At 51.6% G+C, this 20,543-nt stretch carries 20 protein-coding genes and 2 tRNA genes; all 22 read left to right on the top strand.

Annotation, left to right across the window (positions count from 1 at the left end):
- Positions 1 to 9: 9 nt before the first annotated feature.
- The 22 genes from K365_RS0113225 to K365_RS0113120 all read left to right on the top strand — a co-directional run bounded on the left by K365_RS0113225 (position 10) and on the right by K365_RS0113120 (position 20,396).
- A complete protein-coding gene (locus K365_RS0113225) occupies positions 10 to 639 on the top strand; it encodes a PilW family protein (protein ID WP_024334946.1) in 630 nt (209 codons plus the stop codon).
- Positions 640 to 664: 25 nt separating this feature from the next.
- Positions 665 to 1,084 carry a type IV pilus modification PilV family protein gene (locus K365_RS0113220; protein ID WP_024334945.1) on the top strand — a complete coding sequence of 140 codons (420 nt, stop codon included), beginning with the start codon at positions 665 to 667 and terminating at the stop codon, positions 1,082 to 1,084.
- Positions 1,085 to 1,088: 4 nt separating this feature from the next.
- Complete coding sequence (locus K365_RS26645) at positions 1,089 to 1,610, top strand: pilus assembly PilX family protein (RefSeq protein WP_024334944.1); 522 nt, start codon at positions 1,089 to 1,091, stop codon at positions 1,608 to 1,610.
- Between the two features lie 38 nt (positions 1,611 to 1,648).
- On the top strand, positions 1,649 to 6,349 hold the full coding sequence (locus K365_RS0113210) for a PilC/PilY family type IV pilus protein (RefSeq protein ID WP_024334943.1): 4,701 nt from the start codon (positions 1,649 to 1,651) through the stop codon (positions 6,347 to 6,349).
- Positions 6,350 to 6,394: 45 nt separating this feature from the next.
- A complete protein-coding gene (locus tag K365_RS0113205) occupies positions 6,395 to 6,772 on the top strand; it encodes a hypothetical protein (RefSeq protein WP_024334942.1) in 378 nt (125 codons plus the stop codon).
- Between the two features lie 71 nt (positions 6,773 to 6,843).
- Positions 6,844 to 7,341, top strand: coding sequence for a DUF4124 domain-containing protein (locus tag K365_RS0113200; RefSeq protein ID WP_024334941.1), 498 nt, complete (start codon positions 6,844 to 6,846; stop codon positions 7,339 to 7,341).
- Between the two features lie 288 nt (positions 7,342 to 7,629).
- The gene (locus tag K365_RS0113195) at positions 7,630 to 8,178 is read left to right on the top strand and encodes a hypothetical protein (protein WP_006964863.1); all 549 of its coding nucleotides are present in this window, start codon (positions 7,630 to 7,632) and stop codon (positions 8,176 to 8,178) included.
- Positions 8,175 to 9,386 carry a bifunctional phosphopantothenoylcysteine decarboxylase/phosphopantothenate--cysteine ligase CoaBC gene (gene coaBC, locus K365_RS0113190; RefSeq protein WP_029725299.1) on the top strand — a complete coding sequence of 404 codons (1,212 nt, stop codon included), beginning with the start codon at positions 8,175 to 8,177 and terminating at the stop codon, positions 9,384 to 9,386. Before K365_RS0113195 ends, coaBC begins: the two co-directional genes overlap by 4 nt.
- A 12-nt stretch (positions 9,387 to 9,398) precedes the next feature.
- Positions 9,399 to 9,980, top strand: coding sequence for a uracil-DNA glycosylase family protein (locus tag K365_RS0113185; RefSeq protein WP_024334938.1), 582 nt, complete (start codon positions 9,399 to 9,401; stop codon positions 9,978 to 9,980).
- The gene (xerA, locus tag K365_RS0113180) at positions 9,977 to 10,879 is read left to right on the top strand and encodes a site-specific tyrosine recombinase/integron integrase (RefSeq protein ID WP_024334937.1); all 903 of its coding nucleotides are present in this window, start codon (positions 9,977 to 9,979) and stop codon (positions 10,877 to 10,879) included. Before K365_RS0113185 ends, xerA begins: the two co-directional genes overlap by 4 nt.
- A gap of 9 nt (positions 10,880 to 10,888) precedes the next feature.
- Positions 10,889 to 11,431: an ATP-dependent protease subunit HslV gene (gene hslV, locus K365_RS0113175; protein ID WP_024334936.1), complete on the top strand. Its 543-nt coding sequence runs from the start codon at positions 10,889 to 10,891 to the stop codon at positions 11,429 to 11,431.
- 16 nt (positions 11,432 to 11,447) lie between these two features.
- Positions 11,448 to 12,818, top strand: a complete 1,371-nt coding sequence (gene hslU, locus K365_RS0113170; RefSeq protein WP_024334935.1) for an ATP-dependent protease ATPase subunit HslU — start codon at positions 11,448 to 11,450, stop codon at positions 12,816 to 12,818.
- Complete coding sequence (gene argB / locus K365_RS0113165; RefSeq protein WP_006964869.1) at positions 12,815 to 13,720, top strand: acetylglutamate kinase; 906 nt, start codon at positions 12,815 to 12,817, stop codon at positions 13,718 to 13,720. Before hslU ends, argB begins: the two co-directional genes overlap by 4 nt.
- Positions 13,721 to 13,779: 59 nt before the next feature.
- Positions 13,780 to 14,952, top strand: a complete 1,173-nt coding sequence (locus tag K365_RS0113160; RefSeq protein WP_024334934.1) for an aspartate aminotransferase family protein — start codon at positions 13,780 to 13,782, stop codon at positions 14,950 to 14,952.
- Positions 14,953 to 14,973: 21 nt separating this feature from the next.
- Entirely contained in the window at positions 14,974 to 15,903 is a 930-nt protein-coding gene (gene argF / locus K365_RS0113155; protein WP_024334933.1) for an ornithine carbamoyltransferase, read from the top strand.
- Complete coding sequence (argH, locus tag K365_RS0113150) at positions 15,896 to 17,275, top strand: argininosuccinate lyase (protein ID WP_024334932.1); 1,380 nt, start codon at positions 15,896 to 15,898, stop codon at positions 17,273 to 17,275. Before argF ends, argH begins: the two co-directional genes overlap by 8 nt.
- Entirely contained in the window at positions 17,272 to 17,718 is a 447-nt protein-coding gene (locus tag K365_RS0113145; protein WP_024334931.1) for a hypothetical protein, read from the top strand. The genes argH and K365_RS0113145 overlap by 4 nt, the downstream gene beginning before the upstream one ends.
- Entirely contained in the window at positions 17,718 to 18,242 is a 525-nt protein-coding gene (folK, locus tag K365_RS0113140; protein WP_006964874.1) for a 2-amino-4-hydroxy-6-hydroxymethyldihydropteridine diphosphokinase, read from the top strand. Before K365_RS0113145 ends, folK begins: the two co-directional genes overlap by 1 nt.
- A complete protein-coding gene (gene fsa, locus K365_RS0113135; protein ID WP_024334930.1) occupies positions 18,239 to 18,883 on the top strand; it encodes a fructose-6-phosphate aldolase in 645 nt (214 codons plus the stop codon). Before folK ends, fsa begins: the two co-directional genes overlap by 4 nt.
- 73 nt (positions 18,884 to 18,956) lie before the next feature.
- Positions 18,957 to 19,031, top strand: a tRNA-Gly gene (locus K365_RS0113130).
- Between the two features lie 5 nt (positions 19,032 to 19,036).
- Positions 19,037 to 19,110: transfer RNA gene (locus tag K365_RS0113125), tRNA-Cys, on the top strand.
- Between the two features lie 302 nt (positions 19,111 to 19,412).
- Complete coding sequence (locus K365_RS0113120) at positions 19,413 to 20,396, top strand: helix-turn-helix transcriptional regulator (RefSeq protein WP_051147848.1); 984 nt, start codon at positions 19,413 to 19,415, stop codon at positions 20,394 to 20,396.
- The last annotated feature ends 147 nt before the right edge of the window (positions 20,397 to 20,543 follow it).

Genomic DNA, 20,543 nt, shown 5'->3' with positions numbered 1-20,543 from the left:
AAAATTTTCATGTATGAAAGACGGCATATCAGGCCCGGCAATCATTTCAGCCAGGGATTTACACTGGTTGAAATCCTGGTGGCCCTGACCATCATCAGCATAGTGATTGCCAGCGCCATCAATTCCTATATAGGACAGCAGAAATCCGAACTGTCCCAGACTCAATTGGTGGAGATGCAGCAGGGTATTCGGGCCGCAATGTATATTATGTCTTCAGAAATTCGATTGGCTGGATATGACAGACATCGTGCTTTTTCTGCCGGTATCACCAGTGCCGGGGACGGTTCCAACGGCAATCCGCTCACCTTTACTTTTGTGGAAAATGACACGGACACGGATATAGGCAGCTTGACCACTATCACATATGAACTGTATGATGCTTCCTCAGATGGTGACAATGATATCGGCAGACAAAAAGGCGGATTGAAAAACGCCATTGCGGAAAATATTCAATCTTTGACATTCTCATACCTGGACAGTGATGGTACAGTTCTGACTGCCCCGGTTGATCTTAATGCCATCAGAGCGGTTCGTATCGACATCACGGCAGGGCTGGATGCCGGTGCTGCGGATCACACCATACCCGGTGCCGAACGGACTGTATCTGCCGTGGTGAAATGTCGCAATCTGGGATTGTAGCGGACCGGAAAGAGACGGAGCTGATATGATGGATAAATTTCATGGCAAGCACCCCGGAAAAGAAAAAGGATTTACCCTGCTGGAGGTGATGATCGCTCTGGGTATCCTGGCCGTGGGTATCCTGGCTATCATCAGCATGCATATTGCAGCCACCCAGGCAAACGCCCATGCCGTCACATTTACAAATGCATTGCTTGCAGCCCAAAGCCGGATTGAATATCTGCTCATGGAAGATTTTGATGATATTCCCACCAGCACGACATATACAGTTGAAACCCATGCGGACGTTGATGTGATTCCACCCGGATATACCCTTGAATGGAGAGCGGAGGACCATACAGCCGATATCAAGAAAATAAGTGTCCGGGTCAAAAAATCGGTCAAACTTGGAGACGCGACAAAAGAGAAGGTGCTGTCTTTGACGATTATGAAAAATAGAGGATAGATGTATGGTTTTAGTTTCAAGAAACAAAACGCTGAAAGTTCCGGTCGATTGCCTGAATAACCAGCAGGGGTCAGCACTGATCATCGTCCTGATCGTGATGGCGGTATTGACACTGGTGGGATTGTCCGCCATCAATACCGCCACTGTTGAAAATAAAATTGTCCGAAACGAAAGAATCTATCAGGAAAATTTTTACCTGGCCGAGTCCAGTGTCAACGAAGCGGCCCAGAAGATTGAAAATGAAACAGACCGTGACAATTTGTTGCCCAGCAGTGCTGCATGGATTTCTGATGACAGTAGCGGCCTGGATTTTAAAGACCCCGGCAACTGGATGTCCGATAATTCTGAACAGGCGGCTATCAGCAATCAGGCACTTTATTCCACGGTGAGTAAAGGGGTTCATAAAGGCAGTTCTCTGGATATCGGTGACACGAGCACGCGCCTGTATGAATATGCGGTTTTCGGACATGGACAATCCCAAAATGGCAGTGTCATCGTTGAAATTGGTTATTTGAAACGTTTTTAAATGAACAAATGGCATTGATGAAAAAAGAGGAGGGATAAATGGATACAGGCAGATATGACAGAGTAATTAGATCAAAAAAGGTTTCTGCCAGCCGTTTGGACATAAAATTCGCCTCCTTGCTGTTTTTATCGTTGGTGTTGTTTGGACTGTGTTTTGCCGGGAAGGTGGATGCCGCACCACTGACGGTTTCTATTGAACCCCAGACGGCAAGGGATGCCGGGGCTCAGTGGCGAATATCGTATCAGTTATGGGGATACTGGTATCAGGATGGCGGATGGAGAAACCACAATACCAGCTATACTGTCTGGAATAATATTAATTATAAGATCGAGTTCAAGGATGTCGGCATCTGCACCACTCCCTCCCCGATTCAAGGCAGGGGCATGAACTTGACACCCTTTCAGGAAGGTAATTACTCGTGTGCGATAGAGCACACCATTACCGCCTCTGCCGGCAGTAACGGCAGTATCTCCCCTTCCGGCATTGTGCGGGTCACCGAGGGAGATGATCAAACGTTCACAATTGTTCCCGACCGCGGATTTGCGGTGGATACTGTCTTGGTGGATGGTGTTTCAGCAGGGTCATCCACCAGCTATACCTTTCATAATGTCACAACGGATCATACCATATCCGTCACGTTTAAGGCCCTTCCGGCATATTCTATTACGGCCACAGCCGGTGATCATGGGAGCATTTCACCTTCGGGCAGTTTGACAGTTTATCAGGGAGAGGATCAAACGTTCACCATGATTCCGGATACCGGGTATCAGGTGGCAGATGTGCTGGTGGACGGGGTCTCACAGGGGGCTGTCACCAGTATCACCTTAAACAATATTGGATCCGATCATGTCGTATCCGTGGGGTTTGAGAAAAAAACCTATACCATCTCGGCAAGCGCTGATACCGGGGGAAGCATCTCTCCTGCTGGCAGCGTGGCCGTCTTGTTTGAAGGGAGTCAGACCTTCTCCTTCACCCCTGATGTGAACTATGAAGTCGTAGATGTGCTGGTGGACGGTATTTCCCAGGGAGCCATAACCAGCCACACCTTTTCCGATGTCAGCCAGGATCACACAATTATAGCCAGATTTGACGTCATTCCGGTATTCTATACCATCACTGCCAGTTCCGGAAGTGATGGTATTATATCTCCTTCCGGGGCGGTGTCCGTGCTTGGCGGAGACGATAAAGCCTTCAATATGACACCGGCCGCCGGATATCAAGTGGATGATGTGCTGGTGGACGGCACTTCTGTGGGAGCGGTTGATGCCTATACTTTTGCGGCGGTCAACGGCCATCATACCATCCATGTCACTTTTAAAAGTGCGTTACCTTCCACCAGCTGCGTGGACATCGCTGACACACCTTTGAGTTGCCAGATACAGGCAGCTCCTGCCAATGTCATGTTTATCCTCGACGACTCAGGTTCCATGGATTGGGAGATAATGACCAATGAAAGTGACGGGCTTTTTAATATTGGATCATATGAATTTGCCTATGTTTTCAATATGGGAGATAACGAGGAATACAGTACCGGGACAGATGAATTGTCCGGTGATTATAAACGGTACTGGAAATCTCAGTTTCATGGCTATAACAAAATGTATTACAATCCGACAACTGTGTACAAACCATGGCCGAACAAACCGGATGCCTCTCCCACTGCTGCCAGGTCCAATCCCCAGAATTCCGGCAATACCCTCAACCTGACCAGTCAGTATACCTCAGACGGATCATTGTCCATCAAAAACGCCCATTATTATGTATGGGTTGATGCCGATGGAGACGGAAACTGGGTAGATGAGGCAGATCCAAACAACGATGCGGATCCCGGTGAAATATATCTGGTGAATCTTGAAGGATCGAGTATCATATATTATCGGTGGAATGGAGAAGGGCCCAGAGTCTCTGATTCGGAATTGACTTATGTAACCTCTCCGCCCGTTGATATCATTACGAAAAATGAAGACGGAACTGAACGTTCCTACACCCAGGAACTCCAGAATTTTGCCAACTGGTTTTCCTATTACCGCAAAAGGGAGTTTGCTGCCAAGGCAGCCGTGGCCAACGTGGTCAATTTAATGCAGGGGGTTCAGATCGGATACTTGTCAATCCAGGATCGGTTGAAACAGGCTGTGCGAAAAGTGAAAGTCCAAGATTCGGGAGGGTTTGTGGATCATTCCGCCGCATTACTGACCAGCCTTTATGACAATTATAATTCCACGGGCGGCACCCCGTTGCGGGATGCGCTCAATAATGTGGGAAAGTACTATGACAAAGATGACGGTGCCACGGGTGGTCTGGGCAACTCGCCTTATGCCAGTGAAGCGGACGGGGGGGGGTGTCAGCATAGTTTTGCCATATTGATGACCGATGGATTTTATAATGGCTCCAGCCCGAATGTGGGAAACCAGGACCAAGCGGAAGGGGCTCCCTTTGCAGACAGTTATTCAAATACGCTGGCTGATGTGGCCATGAAATATTATAAAGATGATCTTGCCGACAGCATTCCCGATATGGTGCCCAGCAGTTTTATTGACGCTGCCACCTATCAGCATATGATCACCTATACGGTTTCTTTTGGGGTGACCGGCACACTGAATCCATCAAATTTTGATCTGTACAATATTAATCCTGATGCCCGGGTCTATCCCACTTGGCCCGATCCGACGGACGGAAACAACCAAAAAATCGATGACCTGTGGCATGCCAGTGTCAATGGAAGAGGCCGTTTCCTGAACGCATCCAATCCAAAAGAACTGGTTGATTCGCTGATATCCGTGATGCAGAATATTGATTCCAGAATCGTTTCCGATGCTTCTGTCTCTGTGAATGGTGAGGAAATTCAGGCCGGAACCCGAATCTTTCAATCCAGTTATTCTTCCGATGGATGGGTGGGGGATGTTAAAGCCTATGCCATCAATCAAACCAGCGGGGAAGTGATCCGGGATACAGCGGTGTGGTCGGCAGCAGACAAACTGGAAGACCAGAATTGGAATACCGGCCGAAATATTGTCACCTATAACGGATCATCGGGAACTCCTTTCAGGTATGACAGCCTCAGTGCACATCAGAAAACATTGGTGACTGAAAATGAGATCAACTATTTAAGAGGGGATTCCTCACTGGAAGTGCAGAACAACGGCGGTTTCCGAAATCGATTTTCCAGATTGGGTGATATTGTTCATTCCGCCCCCCTTTATGAAAACGATATGCTGTATGTGGGAAGCAATGACGGCATGGTCCATGCTCTAAATGCCAATACCGGAGCGGAGCTGTTTGCCTATGTACCCAATCTGGTATTTGATAATTTAAAGCGGCTGACCGAAACCAGTTATACCCATAAATTCTATGTTGATCAGACCCCTACTGCCGGCAGAATGGGGAGCAATACTTATCTGATCGGCGGCCTGGGCAAGGGAGGGCAGGGATATTTTATGTTGGATATCACTTCTCCTGCTGCCAATACAGAGGCCAATGCCGGCTCTTGGGTGAAATGGGAATATCCCAACCTCAATACCCCTCAGGCCCAGTTGGATGATATGGGGTATAGTTTCAGCAAAGCCTTTTTGGCCCGGTCCAATGATGATACCCTTCCGGGGGGCGGATGGGTGGTGATTTTTGGCAATGGATATAACAGTGCCAATGGCCATGCCATGTTGATGGTGCTCAATGCCACGACCGGTGAACTGATCAAAACTATTGATACAGGTGTCAATTCCTGCAACGGCCTTTCAACTCCGGTTCTCATTGATGTGGACGGTGATCTGAGGGTGGATTATGTTTATGCGGGAGATTTAAAGGGGAATTTATGGAAGTTTGATTTTTCCGGAAGTGCCAGCAGTGACTGGGAGGTAGCCTACAAAAGCGGCATGAGCCCCATGCCCCTTTTTCAGGCAAAAAGTGCCAGCGGCTTTACGCAACCCATCACCTCCAAACCGGATGTGATGCGTCATTGTTCAAAACACGGGTACATGGTGGTTTTTGGCACGGGACGGTATCTCGGTGATCTTGATTTCACTGACCCGGGATCCCAGACCCTTTATGGTATCTGGGATTATGGAGATGATGATGACGATGCCGAGTACCTGGGGTTCTTCAATCGCCCCGGGCTTTCCAACCAGCCATCTTCCGTTAAACTCTTGGCCCAGACTGAAATTGACTGGCGTACTGTAAGCGGAAATGATTTCAGGACCCTTAGCGATAATACCCCCAACTGGGAGACGGTGGACGATGAGACCACCGGTCAACAACCGAATCCCGGGACTGAAACTGCTGACACCACAGTGCATGCCGGCTGGTATTTTGATTTGCCCATAAACCAGGGAAATGCAGGCCATGAACGGATCATATCCGATGTGATTATCCGGTCCGGCAATGTCATTGCCATCACCTTCAGGCCCAACAGGGATAACCCCTGTTCCGCCGGCGGCAGTTCAATTGTTCATGAACTCAATGCCTGCACAGGCGCCAGACTTTCTAAAGCTCAATTTGACATTAACAATGACAATTTAATCGATGACAATGATTTAATCAATATCGGTACGCCCGAAGATCCAACGTTGGTTCCGCCGACCGGTCTTGATATCCCCGGGCGGTTGTTTCAGCCGGTGATTCTCACCATACCGCACACGGACGGTCCGGATATTGAAGCCAAGTATTTCAGTTCCACCTCAGGTTCCATTCCCATCGTCAGGGAAACCGCGGAAAAACGCGGTATATTTTATTGGCGGCAGCATTAATTAATATGGGGTCTATCAGGCAGTTGATATACATAGGGGGATGCCATGAATTTTGAAAAAAACAACTGCAGCATAAACCGGTGGTGCTTGGTTGTGTTGCTCTCCTTAGCCTGTTTGGCAGGCACGGCACAGAGGGTATGTGCCCAGGAGCAGCCGGTTGAACTTCTTGAAGTTTCACCTGTGCCGTCCATTGAGTCTGAAGTGATGATCGTTCCAACCGAATTTGACGGAAAAGGGCGCATCAACCGGTTTGACGGCAAGGAAATCGTTGTGGGGGATCGGCTTAGAAGACTATCCGGCTCAGCTTTGTTCTATAACAAAGTAGGTAAATTTAGCAACCGTGATCGATTCCACCCGGGGGACATGATCGGATATCTGGTAAACAAAAACAATGAAATAACAGCAGTGTATAAATTGAAGTAAGAGTTTGCGGTTCATCCCCAGGTTATTTTGCAAAAAATCAGAAAAGCCTTGGTTTTTTATGAGGAGGAGATATGCGGTGGATTTTTGGGCTGTGTGCAGTGGTTGTCTTGGTAATGGTTTCCCAGGTGTATGGAGAATATTTTCGTTATGTGGATGAAAACGGTGTGGCCTCCTATACAGATGATCTTTCAAAGGTCCCGAAAAAACAACGGGTTGATGTCAAATCCTTTATCAGCGTACAACAGGAAATAAATAAAAACCCGGATTTTGAAAAACAAGCACCAACGGTTGAAGATCCTCACAGTTCTTTGGACCCATCCGGTCCTGATGAAAAAAAAGCCTATGAAGAATTCAAATTACTGAAAGAATCATTGGACCAAGAGTTCGAACTATTGAACAAGGCGCGGGATGAGCTGGCCATGGAAGGTAAAAAGCTTAAGAACAATACCGCTGTAAGGGCATTTAATCAAAAGGCCTCGGCTCTCAATGATCGCATTAAAGCATATGAATTAAAAAAACAAGCCTACCTGGAAAGATTTACCAATGATGTTCAAGAGAATACGCCTTGATGTGTACGTTCCTCACCATTGTTTACAGATCTGACGCTGGGCAAATAGCCACAGCCGAAATGATTTCTGATCTGCCGCAGACCATACAACTCTTTTCAACTGCTGTTTGATCTGCTGATGGATACGCAAGTGGTTTTTGTGTGACGTTTATTCGAATTTCTAAAAAATAATTTTATGCCTTTGAACGGGCTTGACCAAAACAGCCGGGCCGGTTAAACTCTCATCATGGCTGAGCAGGCGATTCCCAAAGAGACGGGAAAATATTTTTAAGTAAATTGAGAGGATCTGATGAAACAAACAATTAAAATAGTAACTATTATGGCGGCATTGGGATGTTTTGTGGGGTTGACAGGGTGCAACAATATATTTTCAGACACCCAGCCTGCTGAATCCAGGGCTGAGACAGTAACTCCTGCATCCGTGTCCGAACCTGCGGCAAAACCGTCACCAGAGTCCAAAAAAAGAACCGCGGTGTACTATGATTTTGAAGATGTGCTGATCCCGGTGGAACTGCAGGTCCTTCAGGATAAAAGTATGATCGTGTCCACACCGGGATTTACATCCGGGATTCTGATGCTCAAAGGAAGGGTGGAGCGGCGCTCTTTGATCAACTTTTTCAACAACAACATGGTCAAAGACAACTGGGCCATGGTCAGCCAGATTGCCTCACCCAACATGGCGATTCTGGTGTTTGAAAAATCCATAAAATCCGCAGTGATTTCCATTAAAAGCGAGCATATCTACACCTATGTGGAAGTCGGAGTGGCGGCCCGGGTGAATCAAGGCCGTCTGCCGGATAATACCGATGCCCTGCTTGAATCGGATCTTGTCCAGTGACGATATTGAATCAAAAACATATTCTGCTGGGCGTCACCGGCGGAATCGCTGCATACAAATCCGTGGAACTGCTCCGGCTTTTGAAAAAAGCCGGAGCAGACGTGGAAGTGGCCATGACGGAGGCCGCGTTGCGGTTTGTGGGCAAAACCACGTTTGAAGTGCTGTCGGAAAATCCCGTGATCACGGATCTGTGGGAAGATTCCCACGGATCCGTGGCCCATATTGATGTGGCAACAAGATGCGATGCCGCCGTGATCGCGCCGGCCACGGCCAACTGCATTGCCAAGCTGGCTCATGGGCTGGCTGATGATGCATTGACCACCACATTTCTGGCAGTGACGGCCCCGGTCATGATCTGTCCGGCCATGAACACCCATATGTATGAAAATATCCGGGTCCAGCGAAACCTGGATGTCCTGGAACAGGACGGGATCCATATCCTGGATCCGGACACCGGATCTCTGGCCTGCAAAACCACAGGACCCGGCCGTCTGCCCGATCCCCGGCTCATTGTGGACCGCATGGAACATATGCTGACACCCAAAGATTTTGCCGGCAAACAGGTATTGGTGTCGGCCGGCCCCACCCTGGAGCCCATTGACCCGGTGCGGTATGTGAGCAATCACTCCTCCGGCAAAATGGGGTATGCCGTTGCCAAAGCCGCAGAAATGCGGGGCGCCTCCGTGACCCTGGTCACCGGTCCGGTGAGCCTGGATCCGCCTGTGGGCGTTGAAACAATTTGCGTACAGACCTGCCATGATATGGCTGATACCATGCTCTCGAAAATGGATTGTGCAGATATCATCATTCAGGTGGCGGCTGTGGCGGATTTCCGGCCGGATCGCCAGGAAACTCTGAAAATAAAAAAAACATCTGACCAGGACCGCATGACCCTGACCCTGGTGCAGAATCCGGACATTCTCCGGACTATGGGGGAGCGCAAGCGGCCCGACCAGTTTCTGGTGGGGTTTGCCGCAGAAACCCATGATCTGGCAGCCAATGCCGTTAAAAAAATCAAGAAAAAAAATCTGGACATGATCGCAGCCAACCTGGTGGGGGGAAAAGACGCGGGATTTCAGGCCGACACCAATAAGGTGACCCTGTTTTTCAAAGACGGGTCTAAAACCGACATTCCGCTGATGGATAAACAGGCCGTGGCCCATGTCCTTCTGGACAACCTCCTGACCCGGTTTGATCCGCGCGGTTGATTCCGGCCTGTCATGACACCTTTGGATAACATCCCTTTTTTGACTTCGACCGTGACGCTTCCGGACATCATCGATGATCTGTCCGGATACCTGCGGTGTCAGAAACAAATGGGACTCACCCGGGTGACGCTTTCCGCGCGCTCCCTGGAAATTCTGACCGCCTGGGGCCGGCCGGTCGTGCCCCGGAAACCTTTCCGGCACGCCGGTCCGGCATCGGCAAACGTGGTGCTGGTGGATGGGGCCGACACTTTTTTTACGGGTGAGGCAGGAGCGCTGTTGAAAAAGATTCTGGCAGCCATGAAACTGGCTGAAGACAACATCTGTGTTTGCAATGCCCCGGATGCGGAACAGGTGTTTGCTTTTCTGCAATCGGTTCGGCCGGTTGTGGTGATCGCGCTGGGAGACCGGGCCGCCCGGATCGTGACCGGGATTCAGAAGCCGGTGGCAGCCATTCGGGGAAAATTTTTTGAAATTCGGGGATTTTCAGTGATGCCCACGTTTCATCCATCCCAGCTGCTTAAAGATCCGGGCCTGAAACGTCCGGTGTGGGAAGACATGCAGCAGGTCATGCAGATCAACGGTATTGTGTCATGATTCTTGACCGATTCATCGATATTCTGACTGCGGAAAAAGGATATTCCCCCCATACCTGCCGGGCGTACCGGTCGGATATTCTGGATTTTTTGCAATTTGTCGCTGACTGGTCTGATGACCCGGATCCATCAACTGACGTGCAGACCCATTTTGAAGCACACGCGGCCCAGGTGGACAGGCAGACCCTGAAACAGTATCTGGCATCCCGGGTCCGGGCGGGAAAACAAAAAAGGACCCTGTCCCGGCGGTTGTCCGCTTTAAAAGCGTTTTTTGATTTTCTGGTGAGAGAAAAACAGATGTTGGCCAATCCGGCGGACGGAATTCCGTTTCCCAAACTGGGCCGGCCCATTCCCCGGGTACTGACCGTGGATGATGTGTTCCGGTTGCTGGATTCCATCAAAACCGGCACCTGGCTGGAAAAGCGCAACCATGCCATGTTTGAGACTTTTTATTCCACGGGCATGCGCATTTCCGAGATCCATGGGTTGAACATGGATCACATTGACTTTCACAACCAAGTGATTAGAGTGTCCGGCAAAGGCGGCAAACAGCGGATCGTACCGGTGGGGCGCCGGGCGTTGACAGCGGTGAGAACGTATCGGGACACCGTGTCAACGGATTTGAAGCCTGTTTTTCTGAACAAGGATTTCGGGCGGCTGTCCACCCGGTCCATCCGGCGGATTCTGGATCACATCGTGAATCAGTGCGGCCTGCACGTGCCCGTATCCCCCCATGTGCTGCGCCATTGTTTTGCCACGCACATGCTGGATTCCGGGGCGGATTTGCGGGGGATTCAGGAAATTTTAGGCCATGCCAGTCTGTCCACCACCCAGGTGTACACCCATGTGAGCATGGACCATTTAATGCAGGTGTACGACAACGCGCACCCAAGGAGTTGAAACAGCAATATGAGTAACGACACATTTCACGGAACCACCATCCTGGCCTTGCGATCCGGTGCTACCGTGGTCATGGCCGGAGACGGTCAGGTTACATTGGGCACTATCGTGACCAAGCACAAGGCCAGAAAAGTCCGGAAAATTTTTCATGATAAAATCATCATCGGGTTTGCCGGAGCCACGGCGGATGCCCTGACCCTGTCGGAAAAACTGGAGGAAAAACTGGAGCGTTACAACGGCAACCTGACACGCAGCTGTGTGGAGCTGGCCAGGGAATGGCGCACGGACAAATATCTGCGGCGCCTGGAAGCCATGATGCTTGCCGCCGATCGTGACAACACCTATCTGCTGTCGGGCAACGGAGACGTGATCGAGCCGGACCAGGGAGTTATCAGTATCGGATCCGGCAGTCCGGCAGCCCAGTCCGCAGCCATCGCGTTGATGGAAAACACGGATCTGTCCGCCCGGCAGATCGTTGAAAAAGCCATGAAGATCGCTGGGGATCTGTGCATTTATACCAATCATGAGGTCACCATTGAAGAACTCAACTGATACCGGGAATGGATTCATGAAAGATTTAAAACCCAAGGAAATCGTCACCGAACTGGATAAATATATCATCGGTCAGAAAGATGCCAAAAAATCCGTGGCCATCGCCCTTCGCAACCGCTGGCGCCGCCGCCATGTGGAACCGGATCTCCAGGATGAGATCGCACCGAAAAATATCATTCTTATCGGCCCCACCGGGGTGGGAAAAACCGAGATCGCCCGGCGGCTGGCCAATCTCACGGACTCGCCTTTTTACAAGGTGGAAGCCTCCAAATTCACGGAAGTGGGGTATGTGGGCCGGGATGTGGAATCCATGATCCGGGACCTGGTGGAATTGACCGTGAATGCCTTGAAAGCCAGGCAGCAGGATGCGGTCCAGGAAAAGGCGGCAAAAATGGCGGAAGAACGGGTGTTGGATATTCTGCTCCCGCCCACGCCCAAAACAGCGGTCCGCCCGGACACCGGCACCCTCAAGCTGGCTGGTTCATCCGAAGATACTTCAGATACCGGGGCCGGGACCAGAGAAAAACTGCGGACCATGCTCAAGGCCGGAAAACTGGACTCCCGGCAGGTGGACCTGGATGTACCGGATAAATCTTCCCCCATGGTGGAGATCTTTTCCAACACCGGAATCGAGGAGATGGGCATCAATGTCAAGGATATGCTGGGCAATTTCATGCCCAAATCCACCAAGCGCAGAAAAGTCAGCGTCAAAGAGGCCCTCAAGCTTTTGACCCAGGAAGAAGCGGCCCATCTGGTGGACATGGAACGGGTCAAGTCCGATGCCGTGGCCATGGTGGAGCAGTCCGGCATCATTTTTATCGATGAGATCGACAAAATTGCGGGAAAAGAAAAAAGCCAGGGGCCGGAAGTGTCCAAAGAAGGGGTCCAGCGGGACCTGCTGCCCATTGTGGAAGGCAGTTCCGTGCCCACCAAATACGGGATCGTGAAAACCGATCATATTCTGTTCATTGCTTCGGGCGCGTTTCACGTGTCCAAACCGTCGGATCTGATTCCAGAACTTCAGGGACGGTTTCCCATCCGGGTGGAACTGACTTCTCTGGGTGCCCAGGAATTTGTTCGGATTCTGACTGAACCCAAAAACGCGCTGATACTTCAGTATATGGCATTGCTGCGCACCGAAGGGGTGGATATCACGTTTACCCAGGATGCCGTGGAAAAAATCGCCGCCATTGCCGTGGAAGTGAATGCAGCCACGGAAAACATCGGGGCAAGGCGCCTGCACACGCTCATGGAAAAACTGCTGGAAGAGATCCTGTTTGCAGCCCCGGATGTGGCGGATACAAAAATCACCATTGATGCGGCATTTGTGGAAGGCCAGCTCATGGGCATTGTGGAGAACCAGGATTTGAGTAGGTATATCTTATGAATCCTTCAGCGGTTGCGGATCGGAATGTCGCGGATATTCTGGTGGAAGCGTTGCCGTATATTCAGCAGTTTTCCACCAAAACCATTGTCATCAAGTATGGGGGCCATGCCATGGTGGATGACAAGCTTAAGCGCGATTTTGCCAATGACATCACCCTGCTTAAATACATCGGTATCAACCCGGTGGTGGTGCACGGGGGCGGCCCCCAGATCAGTAAGGTGCTTTCCGCCATGGGGATCACCTCCACTTTTATCCGGGGCATGCGTTACACGGATGATGCCACCATGGATGTGGTGGAAATGGTGCTGGGCGGCAAGGTGAACAAGGATATTGTGGCCCGGATCAATCAGGAGGGGGGCAGGGCCGTGGGCCTCACCGGCAAGGACGGGAGCCTGATCCTGGCGGAAAAAATGAAGATCTATGTCCAGGACGACCAGGAAAAACCGCCGGAGATCATCGATCCCGGCATGGTGGGAGATGTGGTGTCCGTGAATCCGGAAATCATTCATACGTTGACCGCCAAAGGGTTTATCCCTATTATCGCGCCTGTGGGCGTGGGAAAAAACGGGGAAACCTACAATATCAACGCAGATGTGGTGGCATCCCGGATTGCCGCGTCCCTGGAAGCCGAGCGCCTGATTCTGCTCACGGATGTGGACGGGGTGCTGGATGCGGACAATGCACTGGTCTCTTCCATCAATGACCAGCGGATCGGGCAGATGATCGGGAACAAAGAAATCAAGGGCGGCATGATTCCCAAGGTGGAGTGTGCATTGACCGCGTTAAAGCGCGGAGTGAAAAAAACCCACATCATCAACGGAAAAATCCCCCACGCCGTGCTCCTGGAACTGTTCACCGACTCCGGTATCGGCACCCAGGTATTTGTCAATGGACCCTCTTAAAACTTAAAACTTAAAACTTAACACTTCATATATAAAAGACGAATCATAAAGGAAAACCCATGGATACCCTGGAAAAAACCGATACGTTTGTGTGCGCCACCTATGCCCGCCAGGGAAAGGCGTTTGTCAGCGGCAGCGGCATGTACCTGACCGATGAAGACGGCCAGGTGTTCACCGATTTTCTGGCCGGCATTGCCGTGTGCAGTCTGGGCCACTGCCATCCTGAAGTGACCGCGGCCATCCGGGAACAGGCTGGGCAGCTGGTGCATGTGTCCAATCTGTTCTACACCCGGCCCCAGGCGGATCTGGCCCAGGCCCTGGTGGAAAACAGTTTTGCCGATCAGGTGTTTTTCGGCAATTCCGGGGCCGAAGCCAATGAAGCCGCCATCAAGCTGGCCCGGCGGTATTTTCAACGCAACAACGACATGAACCGGTTTCAGATCATCACCATGACCCAGTCGTTTCACGGCCGGACCCTGGCCACTCTGACCGCCACGGGCCAGGATAAGATCAAACAGGGATTTTATCCGCTGCTCCCCGGATTTATCCATGTGCCGTTCAATAATATCGATGCCCTGAAAACCGCTTTGGACGACACGGTGTGCGCAGTGATGATGGAGCCGGTCCAGGGGGAAGGCGGGGTGATTCCGGCGGATCCCGAATATCTGGCGCAGGTGAGACAATTGTGCGATCAGACCGGCACTCTGCTGATTTTTGATGAAATCCAGTCCGGCATGGGCCGGTGTGGCACCTTGTTTGCCCACCAGGGGTATGGGGTGACACCGGATATCATGACCCTTGCCAAAGCGCTGGGCAACGGGGTCCCCATCGGGGCCATGCTGGCCACGGCAGAGGCGGCCAAAGGATTTGAACCGGGCAGTCACGGCTCCACTTTCGGGGGCACGCCCCTGGCCACTGCTGCCGGACTCAAAACCCTGGCATTGATTTCAGACCCCGGATTTCTGGCCCGGGTCCGGGAAAAAGGCCTTTATTTCAAGGCACGGCTGACCGAACTTCAGTCGCGCCATTCCCGGATCAAAGCAGTGCGGGGCCGGGGGCTGCTGCTGGGAATGGATGTAGGGGAGGGTGCCGGGGACGTGGCAGCCGCCTGTTTTGAAAAAAGGTTTATCATTAACGCCATTCAGGATAAAGTGTTACGGTTTGCACCGCCCTTGATTGTGGAAACCAAAGATATTGACCGGCTGATATCCGTGCTGGACAGCCTGTTGTAAACAGTGAAGGAGATGTTTGGTTTGAAAAAAGACCTGTTGTCATTGCTGGACCTGGAAAAAACGGATTTTGAACAATTGTTTGACCGGGCATTGCAGCTCAAGGCACGGTATGCCAAAGGCATTCCCGACAGAATCCTTTCCGGAAAAACCCTGGGACTGATTTTTGACAAAAAATCCACCCGGACCCGGATCGCCTTTGAAACCGCCATGATACAACTGGGGGGACACCCCATCTACATGAGCACCCAGGATACCCAGATTTCCCGAAACGAGCCGGCCGCAGACACGGCCCGGGTGCTGTCCCGGTATATCGACTGCCTGGCCATGCGGACCTTTGACCATGCCCTGGTGGAAGAGTTTGCCGCCGCCTCGACCATTCCGGTGATCAACGCGCTGACCGACTCGTTTCATCCCTGCCAGATTTTAAGTGATATCATGACCATCATCGAGCACAAAGGCGGATATCACAAACCGAAGATCGCCTGGGTGGGAGACGGTAACAATGTGGCCAACTCCTGGGTGAATGCGGCCAGTGTCCTGGGCCTGAACCTGGTGTTGGCCTGCCCGGAAAATCACATGATCAAACCGGAAATTATTGAAGCCGCCGGTGCCGATGCCATGGATCATGTCCGGTTCACCACGGATCCCAGAGACGCGGTGAAAAATGCGGATGTGGTGTATACGGATGTCTGGGCCAGCATGGGTGAGGAAGATGAGCTGGAAAAACGGCTGGCTGCGTTTGAGGGGTTTCAGGTGAACAAGGCCCTTTTGTCTCATGCAGCTCCGGATGTGCTGGTGATGCACTGCCTGCCGGCCCACCGGGGAGAAGAGATTGCTGAAGACGTGCTGGAGGCCCCTGGCGCAGCATTCTGGGATCAGGCGGAAAACAAGCGGCATATGCACAAGGCCATTCTGGAAACATTGATTCTCAGGAACAAAACCGATGAGTGATAAATTGTGGGGGGGGCGGTTTTCAGAAGATACCGATACCCTGGTGGAAAAATTCAATGCCTCCATTGATGTGGACAAGCGGCTTTATGCCAGTGACATCGAAGGCAGCATGGCCCATCTGAAAATGATGGCCAAACAGCAGATCCTTGCCAAAGACGAAGCAGAGACCCTTCTGGCAGGCCTGGAACGGGTCAGAATCCGGATAGAAAACAATGAGGTGCCGTTTTCCGATTCCCTGGAAGATATCCACATGCATGTGGAAGATGCCTTAGGCCAGGAGTGCGGGGATCTGGCCAAAAAACTGCACACCGGCCGGAGCCGCAACGATCAGGTGGCCCTGGATATCCGGATTTTCCTTAAAAACGAAACCCGGCAGATCATGGACCGGATCACGGGGTTTCAACGCGCCCTGGTGAATCTGGCCAAGGCCCATCCGGATGTGATCATGCCCGGATATACCCATATGCAGCGGGCCCAGCCCGTGCTGTTTGCGCATCATCTCATGGCATACTATGAAATGCTCAAAAGGGATAAAGAACGGTTTGCCGATGCATATAAACGCATGGATGCCATGCCTTTAGGCACGGCAGCCCTGGCCGGCACCACCTATCCCGTGGACAGAGAGTTCACCCGGCAGATTCTGGGGTTTGACCGGTTGTGTGAAAACAGCATGGATGCAGTTTCTGACAGAGATTTTATCATGGAATTCATCTCCCATGCCGGGATCTGTATGATTCATCTGTCCCGGCTGTCTGAAGAGCTGATTTTATGGTCCTCGTCAGAGTTCGGATATATCACGATTTCCGATGCCTTTACCACCGGGTCCAGTATCATGCCCCAGAAGAAAAACCCGGATGTGGCTGAACTGGTCCGGGGCAAGACCGGCCGGGTGGTGGGCAATCTGATGGCGATCTTCACCACCATGAAATCATTGCCCATGGCGTATAACAAGGACATGCAGGAGGACAAGGAGCCGCTGTTTGATACTGTGGACACCCTGTCCATCTGTCTGGAGGTGTATACCCGGATGTTTCCCCATATCACGGTCCATGCCCACCGGATGAGAACCGCCTGTGCCCGGGGATTTTTAAATGCCACGGATTTTGCCGATTACCTGGTGAACAAGGGCATGCCGTTCCGCCAGGCCCATGCTGTGGCAGGAAAAGCCGTGGCCCTGGCCATTTCTGAGAATAAAGAACTGGATGATCTGAGCCTGGCCCAGTTTAAAGATCTCAGTGACCGGGTAACCGAAGATGTGTATGACTTCATCCGCCTGGATCAGGTGGTGGCCCGCCGGATATCTGCCGGCGGTACGGGATTCGACAATGTCCGGGCGGCGGTTGAAAAAGCACAAAAGGAATTGAATTTATGACACCGTTCCTGGGACGGATTAAATGGGCAAAAACCTCTGTGATCATCGGGGTGTGCCTGTGTCTGTTGGTGATGGCGGCCGGAATCGGCTGCGGGAAAAAAGCTCCGCCCAGGGCCCCGCAGAAACCCGGACAGAACGTGGCATCCCCCACAGATCCCGCAGCCACCCTGGACAATGGTCAACTGATTCTGACCTGGACCCATGAGATCGATCCCGACGATGCCGCACTGGCCCCTCAGTATTTTGACGTGTCCATGGCCGTGCCGGCAGCGTGCGAAGGGTGCCCGTTTGTTTTTGAATCCGTGGCCCGGGTGCCTGTGCCGGACATGGTGTTTCAGATGCCCGTGCCTGAACCCGGGGTCCGGTATTTCAGGGTCCAGGCCGTGGGAGATCATGATGTCCGGTCCCAGTATTCCCGCACCGTGGTGGTGGAGGTGCCGTAATGCCTGATTTTTCCACAGCCGTGTTAAGTATTGGTTCCAACAAAGGCGATAAACCGGCCAATCTTCATCTGGCCATTGCCTGTCTGGATACCCATGAACAGATCGAGGTGATGGCCGTATCACAGTTTTATAAAACCCAGCCCCAGAATTTTGTGGACCAGGACTGGTTTGTGAACGCCGCCGTGAAAATCCGATGCCGCACTTCAGATCCCCTGGCCCTGCTCAACACGCTTAAACAGATTGAATCCAGCATGGACAAACAGGGAAAATCCTTTCGGTTCGGCCCCCGGAAAATCGATCTGGATATTATTTATTTTGATGACCGGATCATGAAAACCCCGGAACTGGAAATACCCCATCCCCGGATGCATGAAAGACATTTTGTTTTAAGGCCCATGTGTGATATAGAACCCGGGACAGTGCACCCGGTATTGGGTTTGACCACACAAGCATTGTTCAATCAAATAGAAACACAGGAAAACCAGGCGGTGATCCCCCTGGATGAGGAGGAAGAAAGCGCGTGAAATTTTTTATTGATACAGCCAATATCGATCAGATCATGGATGCCAATAGCATGGGCATGGTGGACGGCGTCACCACCAACCCGTCTTTGATCGCCAAGGAAGACGGAGAGTTCAAGGAGATCATCGCCCGGATCTGCAAAGAAGTGGCAGGCCCGGTGAGCGCGGAAGTCATCAGTCTGGAATATGACGGCATGGTGGCCGAAGCAAGAGATCTGGCCAAAATCGCTGACAACATTGTGGTGAAGATCCCCATGACCGTGGAAGGACTCAAAGCGGTGAAAACCCTGACGGCCGAAGGCATCAAAACCAATGTCACCCTGGTGTTTTCGCCGCTCCAGGCCCTGATGGCCGCAAAAGCCGGGGCAACCTATGTGTCTCCGTTTGTGGGCCGGCTGGATGATCTGGCCGAAGAAGGCATGGAACTGGTCAACGAGATCGCCCAGATTTTTGCCAATTATGATTTTGACACCGAGATCATTGTGGCCAGCGTCAGAAGCTCCCTGCATGTGCTGGATGCGGCCCTGATGGGTGCCGACATTGCCACGATTCCTTATGGCGTGTTGAAAAAACTGGCATCCCATCACATGACCGACAAAGGCATTGATGCGTTCATGGCGGACTGGAACAAGAAGAAGCAATAAAAAAAGACAACCCATCCAATTTCAGGTTGACAAAAACAGGCAAATCAAATAAATATAGCATTTGTTTGATTGAGCGGGAATAACTCAGTGGTAGAGTGCGACCTTGCCAAGGTCGAAGTCGCGGGTTCAAATCCCGTTTCCCGCTCCACTCAAGGCGGCTTGGCCAAGGGGTAAGGCAACGGCCTGCAAAGCCGATATCCCCGGTTCGAATCCGGGAGCCGCCTCCAATAATAAAATCAAGGGCTCAGAAGAAAATCTGAGCCCTTTTTTTATGCCCCATGCAACCAATACCCTAACCGGGGTATTGCCCGCCATATTTCATCCACTATCCACAAAAATCCACCCCATGTTAATGGTTATAGGGGTTTTTACCTATATTGACATTGCCTTGTTTAGATAGTATGCAATAAAGCCAATAATAGTTTCCAAATGCCATCTCTCATATGATCTTTTAATAGCTGGCGGCAAATGGATTGCGCTGCTGCAGACCGTGTCATCTGGCTGAACATGAAGGTGTTTGAACAATATCATGCAAATAGAACGGTTACGTGAGCTGGTCGATATTCTGTCGGTCCGGCGCTATCCCATCACATTCAGGGACCTGCTCGACCAGGTGGACTATTCCGAAGCCACTCTGAAACGCTATATCAGACGTCTCCGGGACAATGGTGCCCCGCTTCTCTACGATGTTGACACCCGGGGCTATATCCTTGAAAAAACAGATGACGCGGCCCTGCAGCTGCCCGGATTCTGGTTCAACCTTTCAGAGCTTCACTCTCTGCTGGCCATCAATGAACTCATCCATCAGCTGACACCGGGACTCCTCAAATCAGAACTTGTTCCCATCCGCAGGCGGATCAAGACCCTTCTTGCGGCACGTGGCGGATCAACCGAAGAACTCACCCGCCGGATTCGGTTTATCGGTGTCGGTATCCGAATGTTCCGCCCCGCAGCCTTCAGCACCGTCGCCACCGCGCTGATCCGGCGAACCCGGTTGAACCTGTGTTATCACAGCCGGGTGGAAAACAAAAAACACCGCCGCACGGTTTCCCCCCAGCGGCTGTTCTATTACCGGGGCAACTGGTATCTGGCCGCCTTCTGCCACACCCGGCGCGCCCTACGGACACTGGCCCTTGAGCGCATGAGTCATGTCACCCCGCTTGACACCCCCTGCCTTGAGCTAGATGAGCAAAAAATAACCGATCATTTTTTTTCTTCCTTCGGCATATTTGCAGGCCGTCCCACGGCAGAAGCGGTGCTGCGTTTTTCCCCGGAAGCGGCCCGGTGGGTCGCCGAAGAACAGTGGCATCCCGACCAGAAAGGCACCTTTCTTTCAGACGGCGCCTATGAGCTGCACCTGCCTTTTGCCGATCAACGGGAACTGGTCATGGAGATCCTGCGCTATGGGCCGGATGTCAGGGTCATTTCCCCTGAAAGCCTTCAGCGGAAAGTGAGGGCCCGGCTCGCGCAAGCCCTGGACCAATATGAAACCAGATCGGACAAAAAAAAATAAAAAAAATGTTGCCCAGGATCACTGTATGATCCTGGACCATGCTATGCTTGTGCTGTCGCATCAAAGATGCATCAGGACCCTGAAACGCTCATCCTTTAATCTGGAGGTCAGGCAGCTGATTCAACAAATATAGAGGAGGTGAAACAT

Source organism: Desulfotignum balticum DSM 7044, assembly GCF_000421285.1.
Taxonomy (GTDB): domain Bacteria; phylum Desulfobacterota; class Desulfobacteria; order Desulfobacterales; family Desulfobacteraceae; genus Desulfotignum; species Desulfotignum balticum.
This window is presented reverse-complemented; position numbering and strand designations above follow the sequence as displayed.

Coding starts and splice junctions, on each gene's coding strand:
- K365_RS0113225 (WP_024334946.1), top strand. CDS start 10: ATGTATGAAAGACGGCATATCAGGCCCGGCAATCATTTCAGCCAGGGA.
- K365_RS0113220 (WP_024334945.1), top strand. CDS start 665: ATGATGGATAAATTTCATGGCAAGCACCCCGGAAAAGAAAAAGGATTT.
- K365_RS26645 (WP_024334944.1), top strand. CDS start 1,089: ATGGTTTTAGTTTCAAGAAACAAAACGCTGAAAGTTCCGGTCGATTGC.
- K365_RS0113210 (WP_024334943.1), top strand. CDS start 1,649: ATGGATACAGGCAGATATGACAGAGTAATTAGATCAAAAAAGGTTTCT.
- K365_RS0113205 (WP_024334942.1), top strand. CDS start 6,395: ATGAATTTTGAAAAAAACAACTGCAGCATAAACCGGTGGTGCTTGGTT.
- K365_RS0113200 (WP_024334941.1), top strand. CDS start 6,844: ATGCGGTGGATTTTTGGGCTGTGTGCAGTGGTTGTCTTGGTAATGGTT.
- K365_RS0113195 (WP_006964863.1), top strand. CDS start 7,630: ATGAAACAAACAATTAAAATAGTAACTATTATGGCGGCATTGGGATGT.
- K365_RS0113185 (WP_024334938.1), top strand. CDS start 9,399: ATGACACCTTTGGATAACATCCCTTTTTTGACTTCGACCGTGACGCTT.
- xerA (WP_024334937.1), top strand. CDS start 9,977: ATGATTCTTGACCGATTCATCGATATTCTGACTGCGGAAAAAGGATAT.
- hslV (WP_024334936.1), top strand. CDS start 10,889: ATGAGTAACGACACATTTCACGGAACCACCATCCTGGCCTTGCGATCC.
- hslU (WP_024334935.1), top strand. CDS start 11,448: ATGAAAGATTTAAAACCCAAGGAAATCGTCACCGAACTGGATAAATAT.
- argB (WP_006964869.1), top strand. CDS start 12,815: ATGAATCCTTCAGCGGTTGCGGATCGGAATGTCGCGGATATTCTGGTG.
- K365_RS0113160 (WP_024334934.1), top strand. CDS start 13,780: ATGGATACCCTGGAAAAAACCGATACGTTTGTGTGCGCCACCTATGCC.
- argH (WP_024334932.1), top strand. CDS start 15,896: ATGAGTGATAAATTGTGGGGGGGGCGGTTTTCAGAAGATACCGATACC.
- K365_RS0113145 (WP_024334931.1), top strand. CDS start 17,272: ATGACACCGTTCCTGGGACGGATTAAATGGGCAAAAACCTCTGTGATC.
- folK (WP_006964874.1), top strand. CDS start 17,718: ATGCCTGATTTTTCCACAGCCGTGTTAAGTATTGGTTCCAACAAAGGC.
- K365_RS0113120 (WP_051147848.1), top strand. CDS start 19,413: ATGCAAATAGAACGGTTACGTGAGCTGGTCGATATTCTGTCGGTCCGG.